Source organism: Streptomyces stelliscabiei (genome assembly GCF_014873495.1).
Taxonomy (GTDB): domain Bacteria; phylum Actinomycetota; class Actinomycetes; order Streptomycetales; family Streptomycetaceae; genus Streptomyces; species Streptomyces bottropensis.
Window position 1 is genome coordinate 8,994,724 of the sequence record NZ_JADBGF010000001.1, and the last position, 22,103, is coordinate 9,016,826.

Here is a 22,103-nt window from a genome sequence, read left to right on the forward strand (position 1 = left end):
AGCCCCGACCGGGCCGGCCGTCCCCGCCCATGTGCCCGCCGACGCCGACGACCCGATCGCCATCGTCGGCATGAGCTGCCGCTACCCCGGCGACGTCCGCACCCCGCAGGACCTCTGGCGGCTCGTCGCCGAGGGCCGGGACGTCATCTCCGCACTGCCCGCCGACCGCGGCTGGGACCTGGACGGCCTCTACGACACCGACCCCGACCGGCCCGGCACGACCTACAGCTCCGAAGGCGGATTCCTCTACGACGCCGGGCAGTTCGACCCCGCCTTCTTCGGGATCTCGCCGCGCGAGGCGCTGGCCATGGACCCGCAGCAGCGGCTGCTCCTGGAGACCTCCTGGGAGGCCCTGGAGCGGGCCGGCATCGACCCCGCCTCCCTGCGCGGCGGCCAGGTCGGCGTGTTCGCCGGCGCCGCCTATCAGGGCTACGGAGGACTGAGCGACGTACCCGAGGAGGTCGAGGGACACCTGATCGCCGGTATCTCCACCAGCATCCTGTCCGGCCGCATCGCCTACACGCTCGGCCTCGAAGGACCGGCGGTCACCGTCGACACGGCCTGCTCCTCCTCGCTGGTCGCCGTGCACCTGGCGGCCCAGGCCCTGCGCTCCGGCGAGTGCTCCCTGGCGCTCGCGGGCGGCGTGACCGTCATGGGCACCCCGCTGTCCTTCACCGGCTTCAGCAGGCAGCGGGGTCTCGCCGCGGACGGCCGCTGCAAGTCCTTCGGCGCCGACGCCGACGGCTTCGGCATGGCCGAAGGCGTCGGACTGCTGCTCCTGGAGCGGCTGTCGGACGCCCGCCGCAACGGCCACCGCGTGCTCGCCCTCGTACGCGGCTCGGCGGTCAACCAGGACGGGGCCAGCAACGGGCTGACCGCCCCCAGCGGCCTGGCGCAGCAGCGGGTCATCCGCAGCGCGCTGGCCGGCGCGGGAGTGGCCCCGGCCGAGGTCGACGTCGTGGAGGCGCACGGGACGGGCACCCGGCTCGGTGACCCGATCGAGGCACAGGCGCTGCTCGCGACGTACGGCCAGGACCGCCCCGCGGACCGGCCGCTGCTGCTCGGCTCGCTGAAGTCCAACATCGGGCACAGCCAGGCCGCCGCGGGCGTCGCCGGGATCATCAAGATGGTCGAGGCGATGCGCCACGAAGTGCTGCCCCGCACCCTGCACGCCGAGGAGCCGACCCCCAACGTCGACTGGTCCGTGGGCGCCGTGGAACTCCTGACGGAGCCCCGGCCGTGGACCCGCAACGGCCACCCGCGCCGCGCCGGCGTCTCCTCCTTCGGTCTCAGCGGTACCAACGCCCACGTGATCATCGAGGAGCCGTACGGCGAGGAGCCCGGGGAGGCGCCCGAGGGCAACACCCCCGCGACCGCCGTGCCGTGGCTGCTCTCCGGCCGGACCCCGGAGGCGCTGCGCGAGCAGGCCGCGCGGCTGCACGCCCATCTGACGGACCGTCCGGAGCTGCGGCCCCACGACGTCGGCCTCACCCTGGCCACCGCCCGGTCCGCCTTCGAACACCGTGCCGTCGTGGTCGGCGCCGACCACGCCACCCTGCTCACCGGCCTGGCCGCACTCGCCGCAGGACAGGACGACCCCGCCGTGGTCCACGGGACCGTGGCCACCCCGGGCCGTACCGTCTTCGTCTTCCCCGGTCAGGGTTCGCAGTGGGCGGGGATGGCGGTGGGGCTGCTGGACTCGGCCCCGGTCTTCGCGGAGCGGGTGGCGCAGTGCGAGCGTGCGCTGTCGCCGTACGTGGACTGGTCGTTGACCGATGTGCTGCGCGGCGAGCCCGACAGCCCGCCGCTCGACCGGGTCGACGTGGTCCAGCCGGTGCTGTTCTCGGTGATGGTGTCGCTGGCCGCGCTCTGGCGGTCCTGCGGCGTCGAGCCGTCGGCGGTGATCGGGCACAGCCAGGGGGAGATCGCCGCCGCCGTGGTGGCGGGGGCGTTGTCCCTGGAGGACGGCGCCAGGATCGTCGCCCTGCGCAGCCGGATCCTGACCGCACTCGTCGACCGGGGCGCGATGCTCTTCGTCGCCCTCCCCGACGACCAGGTGCGCGAGCGGATGGCACCCTGGGACGGTCGGCTGTCCGTCGCCGCCGTGAACGGGCCCGCCGCCGTGACCGTCTCCGGCGACCCGGAGGCCCTGGAGGAGTTCGGCGACCGGCTGTCCGAGGACGGCGTCATGCGGTGGATGATCCCGGGCGTCACCTTCGCCGGGCACTCGCCCCAGGTGGACGGGTTGCGCCGGGAACTGCTGGACGCGCTCGCCGGGGTGACACCCCGCCGGACCGACGTCGCCTTCTACTCCACCGTCACCGGGGGCGCCCTCGACACCACCGCCCTGGACACCGAGTACTGGTACCGCAACCTCCGCGAGCCCGTGGAGTTCCACCGCGCGGTCGCCGCGCTCATCGACGCCGGCCACGACACCTTCGTCGAGGTCAGCCCGCACCCGGTGCTGGCGGTGTGGCTGGAGAGGAGCCTGGAGGCGGCGGACGTCGCCGGGCTCGTCACGGGCACGCTGCACACCGATGACGGCGGCCCCGGCCGGTTCCTGACCGCGCTCGCCGGACCGCACGTCCACGGTGTCCCGGTGGACTGGCGGGCCGTGTTCGCGGGCACCGACGCCCGCCCCGTCGAACTGCCCACCTACGCCTTCCAGCGCCGGCGGTACTGGCTGGAGCCGACGGCGGCGCCCGCTGCCGGGGAAGGCGGTGCCCAGCCCGCCGACACGGCCTTCTGGGACGCCGTCGAACGGCACGACCTGCCCGCCGTCGCCGCCGCGCTGAACCTGCCGGACGAGGACGCGACGGCCCGTGCGTCCCTCGACGGGGTGCTCCCCGCACTCGCCGACTGGCAGCGCGGCCGCCGCGGCCGCACCACCATCGACGGCTGGCGCTACCAGGTCACCTTCAAGCCCCTGCACCTCACCCCCGGCACCCCCGCCCTCACCGGCACCTGGTGGGTCGTCGTACCGGCCGGTGCCGCCGCCCACCCCGTGGTGGCGGGCGCGCTGCGCGCCCTCGAACGGCACGGCGCCGCCGCCGTACCCGTCGAGATCGCCGCCGCCGGCACCGACCGGGCCGGCCTGGCCGCCCGGCTGGGCGCCGGGGCGGCCCCGGACGGCGGCGTGCTCTCGCTGCTCGCCCTCGCCGAGCAGCCGTACGCCGAGGGGACCGCCCTGCCGACCGGGCTCGTCCTCACCACCCTCCTCCTCCAGGCGCTCGGCGACGCCGGGATCAACGCCCCCCTGTGGTCCGCGACCTGCGGCGCGGTGTCCGTCGGACGCTCCGACGCCCTCACCGCACCCGCCCAGGCGACCCTGTGGGGACTCGGCGCCGTGGCCGGCGTGGAGTACCCGGAGCGCTGGGCCGGAATGCTCGACCTGCCCTCCGACCTGGACGAACGCGCCGGCGGCAGGCTGGCCGCCGTCCTGGCGGGCCTCGACGGCGAAGACCAGATCGCGATCCGGCCCTCCGGCGTCTACGGCCGCAGGCTCGTCCGGGCCCGGCCGGCCGAGGAGACGACGGCAGACGTCTTCGAGCCCGACGGCACGGTACTGATCACCGGCGGCACCGGCGCCCTCGGCGCCCATGTCGCCCGCCGGCTCGCCCGCTCCGGTGCCCGGCACCTGCTGCTCACCGGCCGCCGCGGCCCCGACACACCCGGTGCGGCGGAACTGGTCGCCGAACTCGCCGGCCTCGGCGCCGAGACGACGGTCGCCGCCTGCGACGCCGCCGACCGGGACGCGCTCGCCGCCCTGCTCGCGGACATCCCCGAGGACCGCCCCCTGCGCACCGTCGTGCACGCCGCCGGTCTGCTGGACGACGGCGTCCTCGACACCCTCACCCCCGAGCGGGCCGCCGGGGTCCTGCGCCCCAAGATGGACGCCGCCCTCAACCTGGACGCCCTCACCCGCGACCTGGACCTGACCGCGTTCGTCCTGTTCTCCTCACTCGCCGGCACCCTCGGCGGCACCGGACAGGGCAGCTACGCCGCGGCCAACGCGTTCCTGGACGCCCTCGCCGAGCAGCGGCGCTCGCTCGGCCTGCCGGCCACCTCCGTGGCCTGGGGCCTGTGGGCGGGTGACAGCGCCGCCGACGCGGCCCGGGAACGGCTGGTGCGCAACGGACTGCCGCCGATGGACCCGGAGCTGGCGGTCACCGCCCTGGAACAGGCCATGGGCCGGTCCGAGCCCAGGCTGGTGCTCTGCGACTTCGCCTGGGACCGCTTCGCGCCGGCCTACACCGCCCTGCGGCCCAGCGCCGCCCTGCGTGAACTGCCCGACGTCCGCGACGTCCTGGCCGCCGGCGGTGCCGACCGGCAGGACACGGGGGCGGACTCCCTCGCCACCCGCCTCGCGGCCCTGTCCGCACAGGAGCGGCAGGAGGAACTGACCCGCCTGGTCGCCACCGAGGTCGCCGCCGTCCTCGGCCACCCCGACCCCGCCGGCATCGACCCCGACCGGGTCTTCAAGGACCTCGGCTTCGACTCGCTCACCGCGGTCGACCTGCGCAACCGGCTCTCCGAGGCCACCGGACTGCGCCTGTCGGTCACCCTGGTCTTCGACCACCCCACCGTCACCGCCCTGGTGGACCACGTACGGTCCGAACTCGGCGGTACGGCGCCGGTACAGGCCTCCGTACCCGCGCCGGCGTCCTCACCCGTACAGACCGCGGTGGCCGACGACGACGCCATCGCCGTCGTCGCGATGAGCTGCCGCTACCCCGGCGGCGTCACCACCCCGGAGGACCTGTGGCGGCTGGTGACGTCGGGCTCCGACGCCATCACCGAGTTCCCCACCGGCCGTGGCTGGGACCTCGACGAGCTGTACGACCCCGACCCGGAGAAGCTCGGCCGGACGTACGCCCGCCACGGCGGCTTCCTGCACGACGCGGACCACTTCGACCCGGCGTTCTTCGGGATCTCCCCGCGTGAGGCGCTGGCGATCGACCCGCAGCAGCGCCTGCTCCTGGAGATCTCCTGGGAGGCGTTCGAACGGGCCGGTATCGACCCGGTGTCGCTGAAGGGCAGCCGGGCCGGGGTCTTCGTGGGCTCCAGCTACCGCGACTACGGCTCCCGCGTCCAGCAGCCCACCGAGGAGACCGAGGGCTACCTCGGCATCGGCAGCGCGGGCAGCGTCGCATCCGGCCGGATCGCCTACACCCTCGGCCTCGAAGGACCGGCGGTCACCGTCGACACGGCCTGCTCGTCCTCGCTGGTCGCCGTGCACCTCGCGGCCCAGGCGCTGCGCGGCGGCGAGTGCTCGCTCGCCCTCGCGGGCGGTGTCACGGTGATGTCCACCCCCGACGCGTTCATCGAGTTCAGCCGGCAGCGCGGGCTCGCCGCCGACGGCCGCTGCAAGCCCTTCGCCGCCGCGGCCGACGGCACCGCCTGGGCCGAGGGCGCCGGCATGGTCGTCCTGGAACGGCTCTCCGACGCCCGGCGCAACGGCCACCCGGTGCTCGCCCTGGTGCGGGGCTCGGCGGTCAACCAGGACGGCGCCAGCAACGGTCTCACCGCCCCCAACGGCCCCTCCCAGCAACGCGTCATCCGCCAGGCCCTCGCCTCCGCCGGGCTCGACAGCGCGGATGTCGACGCGGTGGAGGCGCACGGGACGGGCACCCGGCTCGGTGACCCGATCGAGGCACAGGCGCTGCTCGCGACGTACGGCCAGGACCGCCCCGCGGACCGGCCGCTGCTGCTCGGCTCGCTGAAGTCCAACATCGGGCACGCCCAGGCCGCCGCCGGCATCGCGGGCCTGCAGAAGATGGTGTTGGCCATGCGGCACGGAGTCCTGCCGCGCACCCTCCACGTCGACGCGCCGACCCCGTTCGTCGACTGGTCGGCGGGCGCCGTGTCACTGCTCACCGAGGACACCCCCTGGCCCGACCACGGGCGACCGCGCCGGGCCGCGATCTCGTCCTTCGGCGTCAGCGGCACCAACGCGCACACGATCCTGGAGCACGTCCCGGACGCGCACATGCCCGACGGCCTGACGGCTCCGGTGGGCGCCGACCAGCGGCCCGACGGGGAGGCGGCCGGGACCGGGGGCGGCGGCGCCGTGGTGCCGTGGCTGCTGTCGGCGCGCAGCCGGGTCGCCCTGCGGGCCCAGGCCCAGCGGCTGCTGGAGCACGCCGACGCCCGTCCCGCCCTGCGTCCGGCCGACATCGCGTGCACGCTGGCCACGGGCCGCAGCGCCTTCGAGCACCGGGGCGCCGTCGTGGGCGACAGCCGCGAGGCGCTGATCGGCGGCCTCAAGGCGCTCGCCACCGCCGGCAGCGCGCCCGGCGTCACCCAGGGCACGGCCGTGGCGGGCAGGACCGCGTTCCTCTTCGCCGGGCAGGGCAGCCAGCGCGCCGGAGCGGGCGCCGAACTGTACGCCCGCCACCCGGTCTTCGCGGACGCCTTCGACGCGATCTGCGCCGAACTGGACCCGCTGCTCGACCGGCCGCTGCGCGAGGTCGCCTTCGCCCCCGCCGGGTCGCCCGAGGCGGCCCTGCTGGACCGCACGGAGTACACACAGCCGGCGCTCTTCGCGATCGAGGTCGCCCTCTTCCGCCTGGTCGAGCACTGGGGCGTGGTGCCGGACCTGCTGTTCGGGCACTCCATCGGCGAGCTGGCGGCCGCGCATGTGGCCGGGGTGCTGTCGGCGCCCGACGCCGCCGCGCTGGTCGCGGCCCGCGGCCGGCTGATGCAGGCCCTGCCCGAGGGCGGCGCCATGGTCGCGCTGACCGCCTCCGAGGAGGAGGCCGCCGGGCTGCTCGCCTCCCACGAGGGCCGCGTCGCGGTGGCCGCCGTCAACGGCCCGGCCTCCGTCGTCGTCTCCGGCGACGAGGACGCCGTCCTGGACGTCGCCGAACGGTGGCGCGAACGCGGCGGCAAGGCCCGGCGGCTCACCGTCAGCCACGCGTTCCACTCGCCGCACATGGACGGCATGCTCGACGAGTTCCGGCGGGTCGCCGAACGCCTGGACCTCCGGGCGCCGCGCATTCCCCTGGTCTCCGACGTCACCGGTGAACTGGCCACCCCCGAGCAGCTGACGTCGCCCGAGTACTGGGTGCGGCACGTCCGTGAGGCGGTCCGCTTCCACGACGGCATGCTGCGGCTCGCCGCCGAGGGCGCCGTCACCTACCTCGAACTCGGCCCCGACGGCTCGCTGACCGCCCTGGGACGCGACTGCCTCACCGAGGACCCGGCGGACCCCGCCGACCCGTCGGCCGCGGGCGCCCTGGTACCGCTGCTGCGCAAGGACCGGCCGGAGTCCCGTGCCGTGACCGACGCACTCGCCCACCTCCACGTCCGGGGCACGGCGGTGGACTGGCCGGCCGTGCTGGACGCCGGTGCCCCCGGCGGGCCCGGAAAGGTCACCCTGCCCACCTACGCCTTCCAGCGCGAGCGCTACTGGCTGGAGGCCACCGCACCGGCCGGCGGCATGGCCGCCGCCGGGCTCCTCCCGGCCGACCATCCGCTGCTGGGCGCGGCCGTCCCGCTCGCCGACACCGACGGAGTCCTGTTCGCCAGCAGGCTGTCGGTACGCACCCACCCCTGGCTCGCCGACCACGGCGTCTACGGCACCGCCCTCCTCCCGGCCACCGCCCTGCTCGAACTGGCGGTACGGGTCGGCGACCAGGTCGGCTGCGGCCAGGTCGAGGAACTCACCCTGGAGGCCCCACTGGTGATCCCCGCGCGGGGTGCGGTGGTCCTCCAGCTCTCCGTCGGCGCGCCGGACGCCTCGGGCGCCCGGCCGGTCAGCGTCCACACCCGGCCCGAGGACACCTCGTCCGCCGACCTGCCGTGGACCTGCCACGCCCGGGGACTGCTGGTTCCCGCCGTCGAGGAGGCGGCACCCGCCCCGTCCATGACATGGCCGCCGGCCGGCGCGGAGCCGGTGGAACTGGACGGGCTGTACGAGCGGTTCGCCGAAGGCGGGTTCGGATACGGGCCCGCGTTCCAGGGGCTGCGCGAGGTGTGGCGGCTCGGGGACGAGGTGTACGCGGAGGCGAGCCTGCCGTCCGAACAGCAGGCCGAGGCCGCGCGGTTCGGGCTGCACCCCGCGCTCCTCGACAGCGCCCTGCACGCGCTGATCTTCGGCGTCCTCGAAGGCACCGACCAGGGGTGGCTGCCGTTCTCCTGGAACGGCATCCGCCTGCACGCCTCCGGGGCCCGCGCCCTGCGCATCCGACTGACTCCCGCGGGCAACAACGCGGTCTCCGTCCAGGCCGCCGACACGGCCGGGCAGCCGGTCGCCTCCATCCGGTCCCTGGTGCTCCGCCCGGTCTCCCCGGACCAGGTACGCGCCGCCCGGACCGCGCACCACGAGGACCTGTACCGCCTCGAATGGCCCACACTGCCCCAGCCCGCCGCCACCGCCGACACCGACGTCTGGGCCGTCATCGGCGCCGAGGCACCCGACTGGGCGGCTCACGGCATCACCCGCTCCGCCACCGACCTCAAGGCGCTCTCCCGGGAGATCACGGAGGGAGCCGCCCGGCCCACGGCCGTCCTCGCCCACGTCCCCGCCGCACCGGAAGGGCAGGACAGGGCCGACGCCGTACGGCATGTCACCGGCCGAACCCTCACCCTCGTACAGGACTGGCTGGCCGACAGCACGTTCGCCGACGCCAAGCTGGTGCTCGTCACCCGGGGCGGCGTCCCGACGAGCGCCGACGGCGACGCGCCTGACCTGACCCACGCCGCCGCATGGGGGCTGGCGCGGTCCGCGCAGACGGAGAACCCCGGCCGTTTCGTCCTCGCCGACCTCGACGGGACGGGGGCCTCCCGAGACGCTCTCGCCGCCGCCGTCGCATCCGGCGAACCCCAACTGGCGTTGCGCGAGGGCCGTGCGCACATCGCCCGGCTCGCCCGCGTACCCGCCGCCGAGCAGGCGGAGACACTCGACTGGGGACGCCCCGGCACGGTCCTGATCACCGGCGGCACGGGCGCCATCGGCTCCGTGCTCGCCCATCACCTGGTCGCCGAACACGGGGTGAAGCGCCTGCTGCTCACCAGCCGCCGGGGTCCCGCCGCCGAGGGCGCCGCCGACCTGGTCGTCGGCCTCGCCGCACTCGGCGCCCACGCGGAGGTCGTGGCCTGCGACGTCGCCGACCGGGACGCGCTGGCCCGGCTGCTCGGCTCGCTGCCCGAGGCCCACCCGCTGACCGCCGTCGTGCACGCGGCGGGGACCATCGCCGACGGGGTCGTGGACGCGATGACGCCGGCCCGCCTGGACACCGCCCTGCGGCCCAAGGTCGACGCGGCCTGGAACCTCCACGAGCTGACCGAGGGCATGGACCTGTCCGCGTTCGTGGTGTTCTCCTCCATCGCCGGGATCTTCGGTGGCATGGGCCAGGGCAACTACGCGGCGGCCAACGCCTTCCTGGACGCGCTGGCCCACCACCGCCGGGCGAACGGCCTGCCCGCCGCGTCGCTCGCCTGGGGCCTGTGGGCGAACAAGGGCGGCATGAGCGGAGGCCTCGACGAGGCCGACTTCCGGCGCATCGCCCGCGGCGGCATCGTCGCCTTCTCCCCGGCCGAGGGCGCGGCCCTGTTCGACTCGGCCAACGCCACCGGCGAACCCGTCGTCCTGCCGCTGCGGCTGGACACCGGAGCCCTGGCCGCCCAGACGGGCACCGGCGGCGTTCCGGCGCTGCTGCGCGGACTCGTACGCCCGCCCGCCCGCCGTAGCGCGGCGGTCGGCGAGGTCGCCCCGGACGCGGCCGACACCCTGCGCCGCACCCTGGCCGGCCAGCCCGAGCAGCGGCGCGAACGGACCCTGCTCGACTTGGTGCGCGGGCACGCCGCCACCGTGCTCGGCTTCCCCGGCCCCGCTTCGGTGGACGCCGAACGCGGCCTGCTGGAACTGGGCTTCGACTCGCTGACCGCGGTCGAACTGCGCAACCGGCTCGGCGCCGCCACCGGCCTCAGGCTGCCCGCCACCCTGCTCTTCGACCACCCCACCTCAGCGGCGATCGCCCGCCAACTGTCCGTCGAACTCGTCCCCGAGAGCGCCGGACCCGATCTCGCCGCCGACACCGCGGGCCTGGCCGAACTCGGCCTGCTGGAAGGCGCGCTGGACAACGGCACGGCCGGGCCGGAGCTGCTCGGCCGGCTCGAAGAACTGATCAGCAGGCTGCGCCCGGGAACCGGTGGCGCGGCGCAGGACCGCCTGGAGGAGCGGATGGACACGGCCAGCGACGACGAGCTCTTCGAGTTCATCGACAACGAACTCGGCATGTCGTGACCCCCCTGCCCCCATCCGCGCGACGGCGGCTCCCCACGCCCGGCCCCTCCCGCACGAAGGCCCCGAAGGTGACGGTGCACAGTGACTGACGGCACGCTCAACGACGACAAGCTCCGCGACTACCTCAAGCGGGTCGCGGCCGACCTGCACCGCACCCGGCGACGGCTGCAGGAGGTGGAGGCCCGGCAGCAGGAGCCCGTGGCCATCGTCGGCATGGGCTGCCGCTACCCGGGCGGCGTCGTGTCCCCGGAGGAGCTGTGGCAGCTCGTCGCCTCCGGCACCGACGCCGTCGCGGGCTTCCCCGCCGACCGCGGCTGGGACCTCGCCGCCCTGCACGACCCCGGCCGGGAGCGCCCCGGCACGACCTACGCCGCCGAGGGCGGATTCCTCACCGACGCCGCCGACTTCGACCCCGGCTTCTTCGGCATCTCGCCCCGCGAGGCGCTCGCCATGGACCCGCAGCAGCGGCTGCTGCTGGAGACCACCTGGGAGGCCTTCGAACGAGCGGGCCTCGACCCGGGCGCACTGCGCGGCAGCGACACCGGGGTCTTCGTCGGCGTGATGTACCAGGACTACGGACTACGGCTGCGCCAGGTCCCGGACGACATCCAGGGGTACATCGGCAACGGCAACTCCGACAGCGTCGCCTCCGGCCGCCTCTCCTACACCTTCGGCCTGGAGGGCCCGGCGGTGACGGTGGACACGGCCTGCTCGTCCTCCCTCGTCGCCCTGCACCTGGCCACCCAGGCCCTGCGCCGGCGGGAGTGCGGGCTGGCGCTGGCCGGCGGCGCCATGATCATGTCGACACCGGTGCCGTTCGTCGAGATGAGCCGGCAGGGCGGGCTCGCCGCCGACGGCCGCTGCAAGTCCTTCGCCGCCGGGGCCGACGGCACCGGCTGGGGCGAGGGCGTCGGCATGCTCCTGCTGGAGCGGCTGTCCGACGCCCGCCGCAACGGCCACCCCGTGCTCGCCCTGGTCCGTGGCACCGCCGTCAACCAGGACGGCGCGAGCAGCCGCCTGACCGCCCCCAACGGGCCCGCCCAGCAGCGGGTCATCCGACGGGCGCTCGCCGACGCCGGGCTCACCCCCGCCGACGTCGACGTGGTCGAGGCGCACGGCACCGGTACGCCCCTCGGCGACCCCATCGAGGCACAGGCCCTGCTGGCCACGTACGGGCAGGACCGGCCCGCCGGCCGGCCCCTGCTGCTCGGCTCGCTGAAGTCGAACATGGGCCACACCCAGGCCGCGGCGGGCGTCGGCGGTGTCATCAAGATGGTGATGGCGATGAGCCGGGGCGTCGTGCCGCCCACCCTGCACGTCGAACGGCCCACCCCTACCGTCGACTGGTCCTCGGGCGCGGTGGAACTCATCACCGAGGCGCTGCCCTGGCCGGAGACCGGCGCACCGCGCCGGGCGTCCGTCTCGTCCTTCGGGATCAGCGGCACCAATGGACACGTCGTCCTCGAACAGGCCGGACCCGAGCCCGAGTCCGCCCCGGCCCCGGGAACGGAGCCCGACACCACCGACGAGTGCGACACCACCGACGAGACCGGCCTCCCGACCGCCCTGCCCTGGCCCGTCTCCGGCCGCAGCCGCGAGGCCCTGCGCGCCCAGGCCCGCCGCCTCGCCGCCCACCTCGACACACATCCCGGACAGCGGCCCGTCGACATCGGCCACGCCCTGGCCACCACCCGGGCCGCGCTCGAACACCGCGCCGTCGTGGTCGCCGCCGACGAGGAGGGGTTCCTGCGCGGCCTGCGAGCCCTGGCCGAGGACACCCCCGAGCCCGGACTGCTCCGCGGCACCGGCAGCCCCGGAGCCGACACCGCGTTCGTCTTCCCCGGCCAGGGCTCGCAGTGGGCCGGCATGGCAGCCGAACTCCTCGACACCGCACCCGTCTTCGCGGAGCGGATCGCCGACTGCGAACGCGCCCTGGCCCCCCACACCGACTGGTCCCTGACCGACGTACTGCGCGACGCCCCCGGCACCCCGCCGCTGGACCGCGTCGACGTGGTCCAGCCCGCGCTGTGGGCCGTGATGGTGTCGCTGGCCGCGCTGTGGCGGTCGTACGGTGTCGAGCCGTCCGCCGTCGCGGGGCACAGCCAGGGCGAGATCGCCGCCGCCGTGGTCGCCGGGGCGCTGTCCCTGGAGGACGGTGCCAAGGTCGTCGCGCTGCGCAGCAGGGCCATCGTCGCGCTCGCCGGGGCCGGCGGCATGGCGTCCGTGCCGTTGCCGGTCGACGAGGTCCGCGCCCTGCTGAGCGACGGGGACGGCCGTCTGTCCGTCGCGGCCGTCAACGGGCCCGCCTCCGTGGTCGTTTCCGGCGACCGGCCGGCGCTGGACGACCTGATCGACCGGCTCAGCGCCCGCGACCTCAGAGTCCGGCGGATCCCCGTCGACTACGCCTCGCACAGCGCCCACGTCGAGCGCGTCCAGGACGAACTGCTCCGGCTGCTGGCCGACATCACCCCCCGCCCCTGCGACATCCCCTTCTACTCGACCGTCACCGCCGAACCGCTCGACACCACCGGCCTCGACGCCGGCTACTGGTACCGCAACCTGCGCCGGACCGTCGAGTTCGAACAGACCACCCGCGCCCTGCTGGCCGCCGGCCACCGTGTCCTCGTCGAGATCAGCCCCCACCCGGTGCTCACCGTCCCGATGGAGGAGACCGCCGGGGCGGCCGGGGCCGACGAGGCCGTGGTCATCGGCACGCTGCGCCGCGACGACGGCGGCCGGGCCAGGTTCCTCGCCGCCGTCGGCGAGCTGTACGTCCACGGCGTACGCGTCGACTGGCGTGCCGCCTACGCCGCACGGCGCACCCGCCGGGCCGACCTGCCGACGTACGCGTTCCAGCGCCGCCGGTACTGGCTGGAGGACTCCGCCACGCCGCAGGGCGACATGGCCTCGGCCGGACTCGCCGCCGCCGACCACCCGCTGCTCGGCGCGGTCGTCGCCCTCGCCGACGGGGACGGACTGCTCCTCACCGGCCGTCTCTCCACCCGCACCCACCCCTGGCTCGCCGACCACGCCGTCCGTGACGCCGCCCTGCTGCCGGGCACCGCCTTCCTGGAACTGGCGGTCCGGGCGGGCGACCAGGTCGGCTGCGGCCAGGTCGAGGAACTCACCCTGGAGGCCCCGCTCGTCCTGCCCCCGGAGGGCGGCGTCGCCGTACAGCTCGCCGTCGGCGCCCCGGACCGGGACGGGCGCCGCCCGCTGAGCCTGCACGCCCGCCCGGACGGCACCGACGACGTGCCGTGGACCTGCCACGCCCGGGGGCTGCTGGCTCCCACCGCCGAGGAGGCGGAGCCGGGCGATCCCGCGGTGTGGCCGCCGGCCGGCGCGGTCCCCGTGGAACTGGACGGGCTGTACGAGCGCTTCGCGGAGGGCGGCTTCGGGTACGGGCCGGCGTTCCAGGGGCTGCGTGCGGCGTGGCGGCTGGGCGAGGAGGTGTTCGCGGAGGCGAGCCTGCCGTCGGAGCTGCAGGCCGAGGCCGCGCGGTTCGGGCTGCATCCCGCGCTCCTCGACGGTGCCCTGCACGCGACCGGCCTCGGCGAGGCCGCCGAGGGCCGGATGCCGTTCGTCTGGACCGGGGCCGTCCTCCACGCGCAGGGCGCGACCGGTCTGCGGATGCGCATCACCCCGGCCGGTCCCGACACGGTGACACTGCGCGCCCTCGACCAGGCCGGACGGCCCGTCCTGACCGTGGCGGGTCTGGCCCTGCGGCCGGTCGGCGCCGGTGGTTTCACGGCTCCGGCCGCCGGCCGCCACCACGACTCCCTGTTCCGCCTCGACTGGACGCCGGTCCGCCCGGTGCCCGGCCCCACGGCGCCCTCCTGGGCGGTCCTGGGCCCCACCGAGGACACCCTGGGAGTCGCCCGCCACGCGGACCTCGCCGCGCTCCGCGACGCCGACGGGCCACTGCCGGAGTTCGTCCTCGCCGACCTCGGCGCGGCCCCGGACGACCAGGCCGACGGGCTCGCCGACACCACCCGCACCGCGGTGCACGACGCCCTGGCCCTCGTCCAGGACTGGCTCGCCGACGACCGGTTCACCGGGACACGGCTCGTCCTGGTCACGCGCGGCGCGATCGCCGCCCGGCCCGGTGAGGACGTACCGAACCTGCCGCACAGCGCGGTGTGGGGGCTGGTGCGCTCCGCGCAGACCGAGCACCCGGACCGCCTCCACCTCGTCGACCTCGACCCGGACGCCGACCTGCCGGCCGCCCTCGCCGCCGTGCTCACCGCCACCGGTGAGACACAGTTCGCGGTGCGCGGCTCCGAGGTCCTCGTACCCAGGCTGGCCAGGATCCCCGTACAGGACGACGACGCGGCCCCGCCCCTGGACCCCGACGGCACCGTCCTGATCACCGGCGGCACCGGTCTGCTCGGCGCCCGCGTCGCCCGTCACCTCGTCACCGGACACGGCGTACGGCATCTGCTGCTGACCAGCCGCGGAGGCCCCGACGCACCCGGTGCGGACGGACTGCGGGACGAACTGGCCGCGCTCGGCGCGGAGGTGAGCGTCGTCGCCTGCGACGCGGCCGACGCGGAGCGGCTCGCCGAGGTCCTGGCCGGCGTACGGCATCCGCTGACGGCCGTCGTCCACGCCGCCGGAGTGCTCGACGACGGCGTGGTCTCCTCCCTCACCCCCGAGCGGGTCGACGCCGTCCTGCGGCCCAAGACCGACGCGGCACTCAACCTGCACCGGCTCACTGCCGGCCTGGACCTCGCGGCGTTCGTGCTCTTCTCCTCCGCCGCCGGTACCTTCGGCGGCCCCGGGCAGGCCAACTACGCCGCCGCCAACGCCTTCCTGGACGCCCTGGCCCACCACCGCCGGGCCCAGGGCCTGGCCGGGCGGTCCGTCGCCTGGACGCTGTGGGAGCGGCGCAGCGCCATGACCGGGCACCTCGGCGACGACGAGGTCCGCCGTATCGCCCGCTCGGGCCTGCCGCCCCTGACCGACGCGCAGGGCCTCGCCCTCCTCGACTCCGCGCTCACCGTCGACGAACCGCTGCTGGTGGCCCTCCGGCTGGACACGGCCGCGCTGCGCGCCCGCACCGAGAGCGACCCCGTACCCCGTCTGCTGCACGGTGTGGTCCGGCTGCCGGCCCGCCGCCAGGCTGCCCTGGCCTCCGCCACCGACGGTGACGGTGACCGCAGCCCCCTGGCCGAGCGGCTCGCCGCCCTGGACGCCCCCGGCCGCCGCCGTGAACTCCTCGACCTGGTCCGGGGTCAGGTCGCCGCCGTACTCGGCCACCCGTCGCCCGAGGCCGTCGAGGCGGGCCGTGCCTTCCGGGACCTCGGCTTCGACTCGCTGGCCGCCGTCGACCTCCGCAACCGCCTCGGCAACGCCACCGGACTGCGGCTGCCCGCCACCCTCGTCTTCGACCACCCGACACCCGAGGTCCTCGCGGCCCACCTCGGCGGCGAACTGCTCGGCGCGGACACCGGCCGCGTGCCGACCGCCGTCCCGGCCGTCGGCGGCGGGGGCGCGGCGGCCGACGAGGACCCGATCGCCGTCGTCGCCACGGGTTGCCGCTACCCCGGCGGCGTCCGCTCGCCCGAGGACCTGTGGAACCTGGTCTCCTCCGGCACCGACGGCATCGCCGCCTTCCCGGCCGACCGCGGCTGGGACCTGGACGTCCTCCACGACCCCGACACCGAACGCCACGGCACCTCGTACGCGCGGGAGGGCGGTTTCCTGTACGACGCGGGGGAGTTCGACGCGGGCTTCTTCGGCATCTCGCCCCGTGAGGCGCTCGCCATGGACCCGCAGCAGCGGTTGCTCCTGGAGACCTCCTGGGAGACGCTGGAGCGCGCGGGCCTCGACCCGGCGTCCCTGAAGGGCACCGCGACCGGCGTCTTCGTCGGCGTCATGCACCAGGACTACGCCGCCCGGCTCCTGCCCCACATCCCCGAGGAGGTCGAGGGCTTCCTCGGCGCCGGCAACTCGGGCAGCGTCGTCTCCGGCCGCGTCGCCTACGTCCTGGGCCTGGAGGGCCCGGCGGTCACCGTCGACACCGCGTGCTCCTCCTCGCTCGTCGCCCTGCATCTCGCGACCCGGGCGCTGCGCTCCGGTGAATGTTCCCTCGCCCTCGCCGGCGGTGTCACCGTCATGTCCAGCCCCGAACTGTTCGTCGAGTTCAGCCGCCAGCGCGGCCTGGCCCCCGACGGCCGCTCCAAACCCTTCGCCGCGGCCGCCGACGGTGTCGGCTTCGGCGAGGGCGTGGGCATGGTGCTGCTGGAGCGGTTGTCCGACGCCCGCCGCAACGGCCACCGGGTGCTGGCCCTCGTGCGGGGCAGCGCGGTCAACCAGGACGGCGCCAGCAACGGGCTCACCGCGCCCAACGGTCCCTCGCAGCAGCGCGTGATCCGCGCGGCGCTCGCCGACGCCCGGCTGTCACCCGGTGACGTGGACGTCGTCGAGGCGCACGGCACCGGAACCCGGCTCGGGGACCCGATCGAGGCGCAGGCGGTGCTGGCCACCTACGGCCAGGACCGTGAACAGCCTCTGTGGCTCGGGTCGTTGAAGTCGAACATCGGGCACACCTCGGCGGCCGCCGGCGTGGGCGGTGTCATCAAGATGGTGGAGGCGATGCGGCACGGGGTGCTGCCCCGGACGCTGCACGTGGACGCGCCGACCCCGCAGGTCGACTGGTCCGCCGGCGCGGTGGAACTGCTGACCGAGGAACGCTCCTGGCCCGCCGGCCCCGACCGGCCCCGCCGCGCCGGAGTCTCCTCCTTCGGCATGAGCGGCACCAACGCCCACCTGGTCCTGGAGCACGTCGACGAGGACGTCGCGCGGCCCGCCCACCCCGGGGGGCCCACCGTCCCCTGGGTCCTCTCCGGCCACACCCCCGAAGCACTGCGCGCCCAGGCCGAACGGCTCGCCGGCCACGCCGACGCCCACCCCGGGCAGGACGCCGCCGCCATCGGCCTGGCCCTCGCCACCACCCGCACCCGGCACGACCACCGGGCCGTCCTCGTCGGCGACCGCGAGCAACTGACCGCCGGACTGCGGGCCCTGGCGGCCGACGCACCCCTCGCCACCGTGGCCAGGGGCACCGCGACCGCCGTCGGGCGCACCGTGTTCGTCTTCCCCGGCCAGGGCGCCCAGTGGACCGGCATGGCACTCGGCCTGCTCGACTCCTCACCGGTCTTCGCCGCCCGCATGGCCGCCTGCGAACGCGCCCTCGCCCCGCACGTCGACTGGTCCCTGACCGGGGTCCTGGCCTCCGCCACGGACCTGGAGCGCGTGGACGTGGTCCAGCCCGCGCTCTGGGCCGTGATGGTGTCGCTGGCCGAGACCTGGCGGTCCTGCGGCGTCGAACCGGACGCCGTACTCGGCCACAGCCAGGGCGAGATCGCGGCGGCGGTCGTCGCCGGGGCGCTCACCCTGGAGGACGGCGCCAAGGTCGTCGCCCTGCGCAGCAGGCTGCTGCGCGCCGTCGCCGGGCACGGCGGCATGGCCTCGGTGGCGCTGCCCGCCGACCGCACTCGCGAGCTGCTGGCCGGCTGGGGCGAGAGGATCTCGGTCGCCGCCGTGAACGGCCCGCGCTCCACCGTGGTCGCGGGCGAGACCGCGGCCCTGGCGGAACTCCTCGCCTCCTGCGAGAAGGACGGCGTACGCGCCCGGCGCATCGAGGTCGACTACGCGTCCCACTCCGCCGAGATGGACCCCCTCCGCGCCGAACTGCTCGACGTCCTCGCCGACATCGCCCCCGCAACGGCAGGCACCCGGATGTTCTCCACCCTGGAGGCCGGCTGGATCGAGGGGCCCGAACTCACCGCCGACTACTGGTTCCGCAACCTGCGGGGCACCGTCGAGTTCGAGCCCGCCGTACAGGCCCTGGCCGGCGCCGGATTCACCACCTTCGTCGAGTCGAGCCCGCACCCCGTGCTCGCCCCGGCCGTCCAGGAGGTGCTGGAGGACGGCGCCGTCACGGGTGTGGTCGTCGGCTCGCTGCGCCGCGACGACGGAGGCCGGGACCGGCTGCTGCTGTCGCTGGGCGAGGCCCACGTCCAGGGCGTTCCCGTCGACTGGCCCGCGGCCCTCGGCCGCACGAGTGGGCCGGCGGACCTGCCGACCTACGCTTTCCAGCGCACCCGCTACTGGCTCGACGCCCCCGTCCGCACCGGAGACGTGGCCGCCGCCGGGCTGGGCGCCACGGACCACCCGCTGCTGGGGGCCGCCGTGGACCTGGCCGATTCGGGGGAGCAGTTGCTCACCGGGCGGCTGTCGACCCGGACCCACCCGTGGCTCGCCGACCACGTCGTCTCCGGGACCAACCTGCTTCCCGGCACCGCCTTCCTGGAACTCGCCCTGCGCGCCGCCGACGAGGCCGGCAGCGCCCTCGTCGACGAACTGACCCTCCAGGCCCCGCTGATCCTCCCCGAGCGGGACGCCGTCCACGTCCAGCTGCGCGTCGGACCGCCCGACGACAGCGGCAGGCGCCCCCTCGGCCTCCACTCCCGCCCCGAGACCGACCCCGGCGCGGACTGGACCCCGCACGCCACCGGCACCCTCGCCCCCGGCGACCGCGCCGACGGCCCGCCCGCGCCGCGCACCTGGCCCCCGGCCGGTACCGAGCCGGTCGACCTGGACGGCGTCTACGACCGCTTCGCCGAGGCCGGTTACCGCTACGGCCCCGCCTTCCAAGGGCTGCGCGCCGCCTGGCGCGACGGCACCGACGTGTACGCGGAGGTCGCGCTCGAACGGCAGTCGGACAGCGGCGGTTACCTCGTCCACCCGGCCCTGCTGGACGGCGCCCTCCAGGCGTCCGCCCTCCTCGGCGACCGGCCCGGCCCCGCCCGGCTGCCCTTCTCCTGGAACGGTGTCACCGCCCACGCCGCCGGCGCGTCGGCGTTGCGCGTCCGGATCGGCCCGGCCGGGCCCGACGCGGTGAGCCTGGACGCCTGGGACCCGACCGGGCAGCCGGTGCTGTCCGCCGAGTCACTGGTGCTGCGCCCGCTGTCCCCGGACCTTCTCACGGCGGCCGTGACGGCCCGGGACGGCCTGTACCGCCTGGACTGGACCCCGGCCCCCGGCGGCGCCGACACCGCCACCCCGCTCACCGGCTGGGCGGACCACGACGACATCGGCTCCGGCGCGCAGCCCACGGCGGTCGTCTGGACCTGCCCCACCGCCACCGGCCCCGACGAGGCCGCCCGCGTCCGGGACACCGCGACCGCCACCCTCGCCGTCGTCCAGCGGTGGCCGTCCGACCCCCGCTCCGGCGACGCCCCCCTCGTGGTCGTCACCCGGCACGCGGTCGCGACCGGGCCCGGCGGACACCCCGCCGACCCGGCGCAGGCCGCCGCCTGGGGCCTGGTCCGGGCCGCCCAGACCGAACACCCGGACCGTTTCGTCCTGCTGGACCTGGACGACACCGACGAGTCGGCGGACGCCCTGCCCCACCTGCTCGGCCGCGCCCTCGCCACACGGGAACCACAGCTCGCCGCCCGCGCGGGGGACCCGCTCGTGCCCCGGCTGGCCAGGGCGGGGCGGCCCGGCACGCTGACACCGCCGGCCGGCGAAGCGCTCTGGCGGCTGGACACCACCGGAGCGGGCAGCCTCGACGGCCTCGCGCTCGTACCGTCCCCGGAGGCGGGCGCCCCCCTGGCCCCCGGCGAGGTCCGGGTGGCCGTCCGCGCCGCCGGCCTGAACTTCCGGGACATCGCGGTCTGCCTCGGCCTCGCCCCCGACCAGCGGATCCTCGGCAGCGAAGGGGCGGGCACCGTCCTGGAGACCGGCCCCGGCGTGACCGACCTCGCCCCCGGCGACCGCGTGTTCGGTGTCTTCGGCGGTGCCTTCGGCCCCGTCGCGGTCGCCGACCGGCGCACCCTCGCCCCGATCCCGCCCGGCTGGTCCTACGCCCGCGCCGCCACCGTGCCCATCGCCTTCCTCACCGCCCACTACGGCCTGTTCGACCTCGGCGGCCTGAAAGCGGGGGAGACGGTCGTGGTGCACTCCGCGGCCGGCGGTGTCGGCATGGCCGCCGTCCAGCTCGCCCGGCACGCCGGGGCCGAGGTGTACGGCACCGCGAGCCCCGGCAAGTGGGACGTCCTGCGCGGCCTCGGCCTCGACGACGCCCACATCGCCTCCTCCCGCACCCTCGACTTCGCCGACCGCTTCCTCGACGCGACCGGCGGACGCGGCGCCGACGTCGTACTGGACTGTCTGGCACGGGAGTTCGTCGACGCCTCCCTGCGGCTGCTGCCGCGCGGCGGGCGGTTTCTGGAGATGGGCAAGACCGACATCCGCGACGCCGACAGCGTGGCCGCCGCCCACCCCGGGGTCCGCTACCGGGCGTACGACCTGGCGGAGGCGGGCCCGGAGCGGATCGCGGAGACGCTCGACCTGATCCTCGGCCTGTTCCGCGCGGGCACGCTCACCCCGCTGCCGCTCACCTGCTGGGACGTACGGCGGGCCCCCGAGGCGTTCCGGTACGTCGGCCAGGCCCGGCACACCGGCAAGAACGTGTTGCTGCCGCCCACCGCCCTCGACGTCGACGGCACCGCTCTCGTCACCGGCGGCACCGGCACCCTCGGCCGTCTGGTGGCCCGTCACCTCGTCGCCGAACACGGGATACGGCACCTGCTGCTGACCAGCCGCAGCGGCCCCGACGCCCCCGGCGCGGACGGACTGCGCGCCGAACTGGCCGCGCTCGGCGCCGAGGTGAGCGTCGTCGCCTGCGACGCCGCCGACCGCGACCGGCTCGCCGAGGTCCTGGCCGGCGTGACACGCCCCCTCACGGCCGTCGTGCACGCCGCAGGACTCCTCGACGACGCCATGGTCTCCTCCCTCACCGCCGAGCAGCTGGAGCGCGTACTGCGTCCGAAGACGGACGCGGCGGTGAACCTGCACGAGCTGACCCGGGACCACGACCTCGCCGCCTTCGTCCTGTTCTCCTCCGCCGCGGCCCTGCTCGGCGGTGGCGGACAGGCCAACTACGCGGCGGCCAACGCCGCGTTGGACGCGCTCGCCGCACGCCGCCGCGCCGAGGGCCTGCCGGGCCTCTCCATCGGCTGGGGCATGTGGGAGGAACGCAGCGGCATGACCGGCCATCTCGGCGACGTGGACCTGCGGCGCATGAGCCGCAGCGGCGTCACCCCCCTGACCTCCGAGGACGGGCTGGCCCTCTTCGACGCGGCCCTCCGCTCCGAGGACGCCTATCTGCTGGCCGCGCGACTGGACACCGGCGCGCTGCGCGCCGGCGGCGGGCAGGACGTACCGGCGCTGCTCGGCGGACTGGTCCGGGCACCGCGCCGACGGGCCGCCGCGGCGAACGGCGACGGCGGCGGCCGGGCCGCGGGCCTCGCGGACCGCCTCGCCGGGCTGTCCGAGGCGGACGCCCACGCCGCGCTGCTGGACCTGGTGCGCGGCCACGCGGCGGCCGTCCTCGGCCACCCCTCGCCCGAACTGGTCCAGCCCACCCGGGCGTTCAAGGAACTCGGCTTCGACTCCCTCACCGGCGTCGAGCTGCGCAACCGGCTGTCGTCCGCGACCGGCGTCCGGCTGCCGGCGGGCATGGTCTTCGACCACCCCACCCCCGACGTACTGGCCCGCCACCTCGCGGCCACCACCGGCCGGCCGGCCCCGGCCAAGGCGTCCGCGCCGCTCGTGGAGCTGGACCGGTTCGCGGAACTGGTCGCCGGCCTCGCACCGGACACCCCCGACCGCGACCGGCTCTCCCAGCGGCTGCGCGAGGTGCTGGCCCGCCTCGAAGCCACCGCACCCGCAGGACAGGTCACCGCGGACCACATCGAGTCCGCCTCGCACGACGAGATCTTCGACCTCATCGACAACCAGCTGGGCATCTCGTGACGCCCCGGATCCACGTACAGCCGTT

Annotated in this window: 1 protein-coding gene and 2 pseudogenes; all 3 read left to right on the forward strand. The window is 76.0% G+C overall.

The genetic code is table 11. The features are described from left to right. Positions 1 to 109: 109 nt before the first annotated feature. Positions 110 to 4,564, forward strand: a pseudogene (locus H4687_RS48780) (type I polyketide synthase); the annotation flags it as partial. A gap of 192 nt (positions 4,565 to 4,756) precedes the next feature. Beyond that, positions 4,757 to 10,249: pseudogene (locus H4687_RS48785) on the forward strand (SDR family NAD(P)-dependent oxidoreductase); the annotation flags it as partial. A gap of 81 nt (positions 10,250 to 10,330) precedes the next feature. Continuing rightward, complete coding sequence (locus tag H4687_RS39425; protein WP_192781772.1) at positions 10,331 to 22,078, forward strand: type I polyketide synthase; 11,748 nt, start codon at positions 10,331 to 10,333, stop codon at positions 22,076 to 22,078. Positions 22,079 to 22,103 lie beyond the last annotated feature (25 nt).